General features: G+C 65.7%; 8 protein-coding genes. 5 read left to right on the top strand and 3 right to left on the bottom strand.

The features are described 5' to 3' along the window. Positions 1-523: 523 nt before the first annotated feature. Positions 524-1,492, bottom strand: coding sequence for a YafY family protein (locus DNA98_RS14070; protein ID WP_110531801.1), 969 nt, complete (start codon positions 1,490-1,492; stop codon positions 524-526). A 136-nt stretch (positions 1,493-1,628) separates the two neighbouring features. Between DNA98_RS14070 and cas4 the strand changes: the two genes are divergently transcribed. From cas4 to DNA98_RS14045, 5 genes are all read left to right on the top strand, one after another. Then, on the top strand, positions 1,629-2,180 hold the full coding sequence (gene cas4, locus DNA98_RS14065; protein ID WP_233493226.1) for a CRISPR-associated protein Cas4: 552 nt from the start codon (positions 1,629-1,631) through the stop codon (positions 2,178-2,180). Further along, complete coding sequence (cas1, locus tag DNA98_RS14060) at positions 2,171-3,148, top strand: CRISPR-associated endonuclease Cas1 (protein ID WP_165364107.1); 978 nt, start codon at positions 2,171-2,173, stop codon at positions 3,146-3,148. Before cas4 ends, cas1 begins: the two co-directional genes overlap by 10 nt. After that, entirely contained in the window at positions 3,145-3,429 is a 285-nt protein-coding gene (gene cas2, locus DNA98_RS14055) for a CRISPR-associated endonuclease Cas2 (RefSeq protein ID WP_110531795.1), read from the top strand. Before cas1 ends, cas2 begins: the two co-directional genes overlap by 4 nt. Before the next feature lie 266 nt (positions 3,430-3,695). Beyond that, positions 3,696-4,310, top strand: coding sequence for a hypothetical protein (locus DNA98_RS14050; RefSeq protein ID WP_110531793.1), 615 nt, complete (start codon positions 3,696-3,698; stop codon positions 4,308-4,310). Next, entirely contained in the window at positions 4,274-4,561 is a 288-nt protein-coding gene (locus DNA98_RS14045) for a hypothetical protein (RefSeq protein ID WP_110531791.1), read from the top strand. The genes DNA98_RS14050 and DNA98_RS14045 overlap by 37 nt, the downstream gene beginning before the upstream one ends. A gap of 371 nt (positions 4,562-4,932) precedes the next feature. Here the strand turns inward: DNA98_RS14045 and DNA98_RS14040 are convergent, their stop codons facing one another. Together DNA98_RS14040 and DNA98_RS14035 are read right to left on the bottom strand one after the other, a co-directional pair. Beyond that, positions 4,933-5,364 carry a hypothetical protein gene (locus DNA98_RS14040; RefSeq protein ID WP_110531789.1) on the bottom strand — a complete coding sequence of 144 codons (432 nt, stop codon included), beginning with the start codon at positions 5,362-5,364 and terminating at the stop codon, positions 4,933-4,935. Positions 5,365-5,370: 6 nt separating this feature from the next. Next, positions 5,371-6,714 (bottom strand): hypothetical protein, encoded by a 1,344-nt coding sequence (locus tag DNA98_RS14035; RefSeq protein ID WP_165364027.1) that lies wholly within the window; start codon positions 6,712-6,714, stop codon positions 5,371-5,373. Between the last annotated feature and the right edge of the window lie 31 nt (positions 6,715-6,745).

Here is a 6,745-nt window from a genome sequence, read left to right as displayed (position 1 = left end):
CGGCCAAAGACTCAAGATCACCGGGGCCCACTGGAGCGAATCCGGAGCGAGCGCTAAGGCCCTGGTCCGCTCGCGGTTCTTCTCCCACAGCCCCGTCACACCTTTCCACGCCGTCCGACACGGCGCTTTCCCTACTGCAGCCTAGTTGCCTAAATCCAGGACACACCCATGAGGGGGTCTGCGATATCGTCGATGCTCCAGTTTGGTATAATGTCCTCACCTCCTTTCTGGAGTCTGGCCTGAGACCCCTTGTACTGCTTGGCGGTGGTGCGGGGTCTCAAGTCTATGTACTAGATGATACTGCACCATTTACCTCCTTTCAACCCCTCCCTTAACCCTCCCCATATCGTTATATCAACCAAAACATCGGGGGCTTGAAGCGCCATACTTAAGCAGCTAAATTATTGCTTGCTGAACGTCGTTCTAAGGAAATCCATTCTGGCCTCGTACTTTTTCCTCGTAGAGGATCGAAATGATATGACGTCGATGGGAGAGGGAAATGATCAACTCCGTAGGAGATTAACTACTGGTTCAAATAGGCAAGCTCGAGGCAGTGCCGGCGCACCTTCTCGCGCAGGTGATCAGGCGCGAGGACCCGCAGGCCCTTCCAAGAAGCCACCCACCACACCAACTCCTCGGTGACGGGCACCGTGAGCTTGTAGATCAACGACCCGTCGTCCTGGGGAAGCAACTCCCGGCTGGGGTGGCGCTGGACCTCGGCGGCCGCCTTGGCGTTGTGGGCCGGGAAGTGCAGCACGACCTCCTCGGGCTCGCCGTCGCCGCCGAAGGTCCCGAAGCTGCGCTCGACGTAAGCCTGGGGGTCGAAGTCGGGCTCGGGGAAAGTCAGGGTGTCGGGCACCTTCTGGCCCTCGTGCCAGGCTACCGCGACCTTGGCCTCGAGGATTCGGTCGAGGCGTAGGTGCATCAGGCCACCCCCTGGCTTGTGGCTAAAAGTGCGGCTACGACCAACCAGGTAGTAATGCCCGTTCCAGAAGATGATGCGATAGGGCTCGAAGGTGTGCTCACTGAGACTACGCTTGACGTTGGTGGGCTTGTAGGTGAGCTCGAGCACCTTACGCTGTTCGATAGCTGCGACAACCCGCCGGTACACCTTCGGATCGATCACGTCGTAGGAGTGGTAGTAGACGGCCGAGGGGCGCTCGAGCTTGGGGCCGATGAGGGTTTTGCGCAAGACCTCGAGGGCCTCGGCAGCATAGGGCGTGAGGCGGCGCACGCTCTCCACCGCTGCCACCAAGTCGTGGGCCTGCTGTGCGCTGAGGCTAAACTCGAAGCGCCCGGCATCGCGGTCGCGGCTAGCCAGCCGGAAGCGGCCCTTCTCCCGTAGGATGTTATATCCTCGGTTCTCGCAGCGCTGGATAACCCGGTACACGCTGGCCCGGCTGATGCCCAAATACTCCGCCAGCTCGGCCGCACTCAGTACTGCACCATCCTCCAGGCGTTGAATTAGGCGAATGTCGTTCTCATTGGTCATGGCGCCCCTCGCGGGATCTGAGGACACGTTCCAGCAATCGCGACCTCTTAAGTCTAATCATGAACGAGCGAATTCGCTCAATGCTGCGACAAGGCTCTGCTAAAGCTGGCCTATGGAGGAGGCCCATTACCTACCTGTGTCCAAGGTCAACACCGTCGCCTACTGCCCTCGGCGGTTCTACCTCGAGTACGTCCTGGGTGAACTCCACGCCAACCACCACCTCATCGAGGGTCACTACCTGCACGAGAGGGCCTACACCGAGCCGGGCGAATGCTCGGGGCTTTGGGTTTGGTCGGATCGGCTGGGGCTGGTGGGGGTGGTGGATCGCCTGGAGTGGAGGAAAGGAGAGGCCGCGGTGGTGGAGTACAAGAAGGGGCGGGCTTTCCCCCAGGCCAACCACTCCGACGCCGTCCAGCTCGCAGCCCAGGCCCTGTGCCTGCTGGAGTCGCGGGGGATCGAGGCCAAGCGAGGCTTCGTTTACTACCACCAGAGCCACGCCCGCCGCGAGGTGGCCTTCACGGAAGCGCTTTTCGCCGCCGTGGAGGAAGCCGTGGCCCGGATGCGCGCCCTTCTCGCAAGCCCCAGGCCTCCGGGAGTGGAGGTGCCCCCGGCCAAGTGCGAGGGGTGCAGCGTGCGGGAGGCCTGCCAGCCCGAGCTGTGGCGCAAGGGGGTGGCGGGATGGGTGTAGTCTACGTGCTCGAGCCCGACGCCTACCTTTCCAAGGAGGGAGGCACCCTCAAGATAGCCCGCCGCGCTGGGCGGGAAGTCCTGCTGCAAAAGCCGCTCATCGCCGTGGAGGAGATCGTGGTGCTGGGCAACGCGGTGGTGACCCCGGCCCTCCTCAAACACTGCGCCCAGGAGGGCATCGGCCTGCACTATATGTCCCCTGCGGGCGCCTACTACGCGGGCCTGACCCGCACCCCGGCCAAGAACGCCCCGGCGCGGGTGGCGCAGTTCAAAGCCCATCTGGACCCGGCCCAAAAGCTGGCCCTGGCCAGGCGCTTCGTGCTGGGCAAGCTCAGGAATGGCCTGGTGCTCCTCAGACGCAACGGAGCCCCTGGCTGGGAAACCCTCCGAGGGGCTCTCGCCGATGCCGAGGGAGCCCTGGACGAGGATACCTTGCGCGGGGTGGAGGGGATGGCTGCCGATGCCTACTTCCGGGCCTTCGCGAGCCTCTTGCCCGAAGGCTTCCAGTTCGCCGAGCGCAGCCGCCGCCCGCCCCGCGACCCAGCCAACAGCCTGCTCTCGTTGGCCTACACCTTGCTGGCCAAGGAGTGCGAAAGCGCCCTCCAGATCGCCGGGCTAGACCCCTACGTGGGCTTTCTGCACGAGATCCGTTATGGCCGAGCCTCGCTGGCGCTGGACCTGATGGAGGAGTTTCGCAGCATTCTAGCCGATTCCGTGGTGCTTTCCCTGCTGAACAACCGCCGCCTCACCCTCGAGGACTTCGACGACACCGAAGGCTACCCAAAGCTGCGCAAGGAAGCCTGGCCTAAGTTCTTAAGGGCCTGGGAGGAACGCCTCGCCGAGCGGGTGCGTCACCCCCTTTTGGGCAAGGGCCTCTCCTACCGCCAGACCTTGCTGGCCCAGGCCCGCATCCTGGTCAAGCACCTCCTGGGCGAGTTGCCCCAGTACGAGCCCTTCACAGTACGATGAGAGAGCTTTACCTGGTCATCGCCTACGACACCCCGGACGACCGCCGCCGGGCCCAACTCGCCAAGCTGCTCAAGGGCTTTGGCGAAAGGCGGCAGTACTCGGTCTTCGAGGCCCGGCTCACCCGCGAGCAGTGGGCCCACCTCAAGGGCAGGCTCGAGGTCTTGGTGGACAAGAAAGAGGACATTCTCGCGGTCTACTTCCTTCCCCCCGAGGCCGTAGGTAGAACCTGGCGCATCGGCCACCAGGGGTTGAAGCGCCTCGAGGAGCCCGACTTCGTCTAGCGAGCGCGAAGGTCACCTTATGCACACCCCCGGTGCCAAACTGGGGGTTTTCCTCGTGCAGGAGGTCACCCCTCGAGGTTGCATACCCTTCCTTTACCCTTGTTCGCGTGCGCACCCGTCCAGGTGCAGGAAAATTCCCTTTGACCTCTGCTCTTCTCCCTCAGCTTGACGCATATTTCCCCCGCGTGCGAAAATGACCCCAAGAGCCCCCACCTGGAGCTGCTTCCTAGAGGGAGAGTTGCAAAGTTCGTTAGCCTCGTAGAGGATTGAAACTTGGCAACGCCCCGCAATCCTGGGAGTGGAGCCCGAACCCCCGGGACTACCACCCCGAGCTTTGGGGGGCCTACGTGGCCGCTCTGCCCCGGCTCAGCCCCGAGGGCCGGGAGCGCCTCATGCGGATTGCCCGGGGCGAGGCGGACCCCGACCCTGTGGACTGGCTCTGGGCCGCGGGCGCCATGCACGCGCCCTTCAACCGGCGGGAGCGGGTGGTACCCGCGGAGGACCGCCTTTGGATGGGGAAGGACCGGGCCACCTCCTTGGAGTGGCACCTGAGGAAGCGCCAGCGGGAGGGCGACCTGGCCCCGGGAGTCGGCCCGGACGACTACGAGCGCCTGTGCCGGGAGGTCGCCCTGAACCCCGGGGCGGCCCTTTTCGCCTATACCCGGGTCCAGGGGCCGGTTCTGGCCGCTCTGGTGCCCACGGAGTGGGCCGTGCCTGAGGAGTGGCGTGGGCCTAAGATAGGGCGCTACTGGTTGGTGGTATACTCCTTCTGGAGCGGAACCCTGGTGACGGGCTACTCCGTCCAAGACCTGAGCGACCTGAACATGCCGTGGCGGGAGGTGCGATGGCTGCGAGTACCGCCTCACTTTTCACCCCCCTAGAGGTGGCCCGGCTCCACTGGCGGGAGACCCGGGAGTGCCTCCTTCACCCCGGGGGCACCGACCCCGACCAGGCCTTGGCCGTGGTGGAGGAGTTTCCCCTGCTTTGGCGGAACCTCGCCGAGGCGGCGCGCCACGACCTCGAGGCCGCCCTATCCCTGGCCCGGGAGATCTGGGATGAGCGCGAAAGGCTTCAGGCCCTCGGGATCCGGCTCCCGGACTGGGAGGCGTGGCGTGCCCGGTTGGGCCTCTAGGCCCTATGGTCCAGCCACATCTGGCTCAGGTCGCGGTCGCACTCGGGCGAAAGCTCGAGTGAGGATTGAAACGGCTGAACATTCGTGGTGCGGATGTTGCAGTGGGCAATTAAGCCCACTGAGGAGTTGAAAGTTCGTTAGCCTCGTAAAAGCTAGTCCAAGGCCGTGCAGGTTGAGGTCGCCTTCGTAGACCAGGGCCACAGCGGCCTGCAAGCCAAGCAGGCCGCTGCCGGGGAAGGCATCGAGCTGTGGCCTGGATGGCCTGCTTCCACCCTCCTTCACGCCTGTCCGACACCCCCAAGGGCTTCCACTGGCTGGCCTTCTCAAATCCTGGATGGTTTACGTTTGGCTTCCTAGCAGGCTCTAGCCCCTCACCAAGCCCCGAAGGGCAGGCTCATGCGATTTTGCCTCGACAGCACTTGCATCTGAACGTTGATGCCTGTGGCCGGTGGCTTGACCGCCTTCGGGTCGTCGGGGTAACCGTAGTAGCCGAAGTAGTCCCCCTCGCCCAGTTGCCCGTCCCCGTCGTTATCGCGCAGGGCGGCCACCGCATAGCTGGCGTCCTCGAGCCCCTCCACCTTGTAGGGCGCGCTGCGCCCGGAGGCGTTTACCTCGACCTGCTTGGCCCGTGGGTCGTCGCAGGAGATCCTTCCCCCCTCTACCGGGCAGACCGCAACTATGCTGCCCCGCACGCTGCCCCCGGAGGGGGCGCTCAGGGTCCCCTCGATGTTCTTGGGCCCGCCACCGCAGGCCACCAACGCCACTCCCAACCCGACCAACACGATCCTGATCTTGCGCATCATCGCACCTCACGGTATGGGTTGTTTGGCATAGCGGATAAGCCGGGGGCCATCCCCCACATAGGTCCCGTTGCACCCCTGCAGGCTGCGCACGTCGTAGACCAGGTGGGCGGCGGTTTCGCTCACGCTCAGGCTGGCCCCGTAGCCGGGATACCAGAAGGCCTGGGGGTTGTTCCGGCAGCCGCCAGGCGGCGGCGGGGGTGGGGTGATCTGATCCCCCGTCTCCACCAGGGCCGCGCGCCAGGAGGCGCCGTCCCGGGCGCAGTTCCCCTCGCAGGAGAGCAGCCGCACCTCGAAATCATCGGCCACCACCATCCGGGGCCGGTCCCGGGCGTCCAGGGCCAGGCCGATCCCCACCAGCTCGCGGGATTGGGGCGGAGGCGGAAAGCGCACCGCCTGCCAGCTCTGCCTGGAGGTGCAGTTCTGGTCACAGGCTAAGTAGAAGTACGCCCGCTCGTCGGGGTTGTCGTCCCCCCGGCGGCCAAAGTAAAACCCCAGCCGGGGAGCCCCGGCGGAGCTGAGGGCCAGGGAGAAGCTCCCCCGGTAGGCCACCGGGGCCAGGTCCACCTGGCTGGTCTGCTCGCAGGTGTAGCCCGAGCAGCGTAGGTAGGTGAGCAGATCCTGCCCCTGCCCGTCGGTGCGCCGGAAGGCCAGCTGGGCCCCCCGGTCGGGCCCCATGGCCAGGGCGAAGTCACTCCAGGAAGCGTCCTCGGCCAGCTTGCGCCGGGCCCAGTTCCCCCCCTGCCGGAAGAGGTAGTAGCGGGCGTAGGAGGCGTAGTTGCTCAGGGCGTAGACGATGGCCGGCTCCCCCTCGGGGCTCGCCGCCAGGGCGGGCAGCTCGGGCTCGAGGTCCTCCTCGGGGAAGACCTCGAGCTGCCAGCCGGCCCCTTGGGTGCAACCCCCGCCGCAGTAGGCGTAGACCAGCCGCTCGGGGCCTATCCGGTTGGCGTCGGTGTCGCGCAGCCACACCGCGTGCAGCCCCCCTCGGGCATCCCGCACCATCCGCCCGTAGCCGCCGAAGAGGCCGTGGTCGTCCAGGGTGAGGAAGCGCCAGTTGGCCTCGTTGGTGCAGTCCCCTCCGCACTCTCCGTAACGGATGGGGTAGACACCTTGGCTGTTTCGGGTGAAGCCGGTATAGAGCAGGTGCACCCGCCCGCCCGGGGCCAGGGCGATGCTCCCTTGGGTGCCGTTGGTCCCCCCCGGGTTGCCGAGGTCGGGGAAGACCGCCTTGGGGGCTGCCCCGCCCCCACCTCCACCGCCACCGTCGCCAGGCGGCTGGCCGGGGCCTCCGCTTTGGCCTCCGCAGGATAGGAGCAGGGCGGACAAGCCCAGCACAAGCAGACGCGCTCTCATGGGGCTTCAGTCTAGCCGGACCCCACTCACC

Source organism: Meiothermus sp. Pnk-1, from assembly GCF_003226535.1.
Taxonomy (GTDB): Bacteria; Deinococcota; Deinococci; order Deinococcales; family Thermaceae; genus Allomeiothermus.
Note: the sequence above shows the minus strand (reverse complement) of the source record. Positions and strands in the feature narration are given on the sequence as shown.

Excerpts from the sequence above, each read along its gene's own strand:
- DNA98_RS14070 (WP_110531801.1), bottom strand. The coding sequence starts at position 1,492 with ATGACCAATGAGAACGACATTCGCCTAATTCAACGCCTGGAGGATGGT.
- cas1 (WP_165364107.1), top strand. The coding sequence starts at position 2,171 with ATGGGTGTAGTCTACGTGCTCGAGCCCGACGCCTACCTTTCCAAGGAG.
- cas2 (WP_110531795.1), top strand. The coding sequence starts at position 3,145 with ATGAGAGAGCTTTACCTGGTCATCGCCTACGACACCCCGGACGACCGC.
- DNA98_RS14045 (WP_110531791.1), top strand. The coding sequence starts at position 4,274 with ATGGCTGCGAGTACCGCCTCACTTTTCACCCCCCTAGAGGTGGCCCGG.
- DNA98_RS14040 (WP_110531789.1), bottom strand. The coding sequence starts at position 5,364 with ATGATGCGCAAGATCAGGATCGTGTTGGTCGGGTTGGGAGTGGCGTTG.
- DNA98_RS14035 (WP_165364027.1), bottom strand. The coding sequence starts at position 6,714 with ATGAGAGCGCGTCTGCTTGTGCTGGGCTTGTCCGCCCTGCTCCTATCC.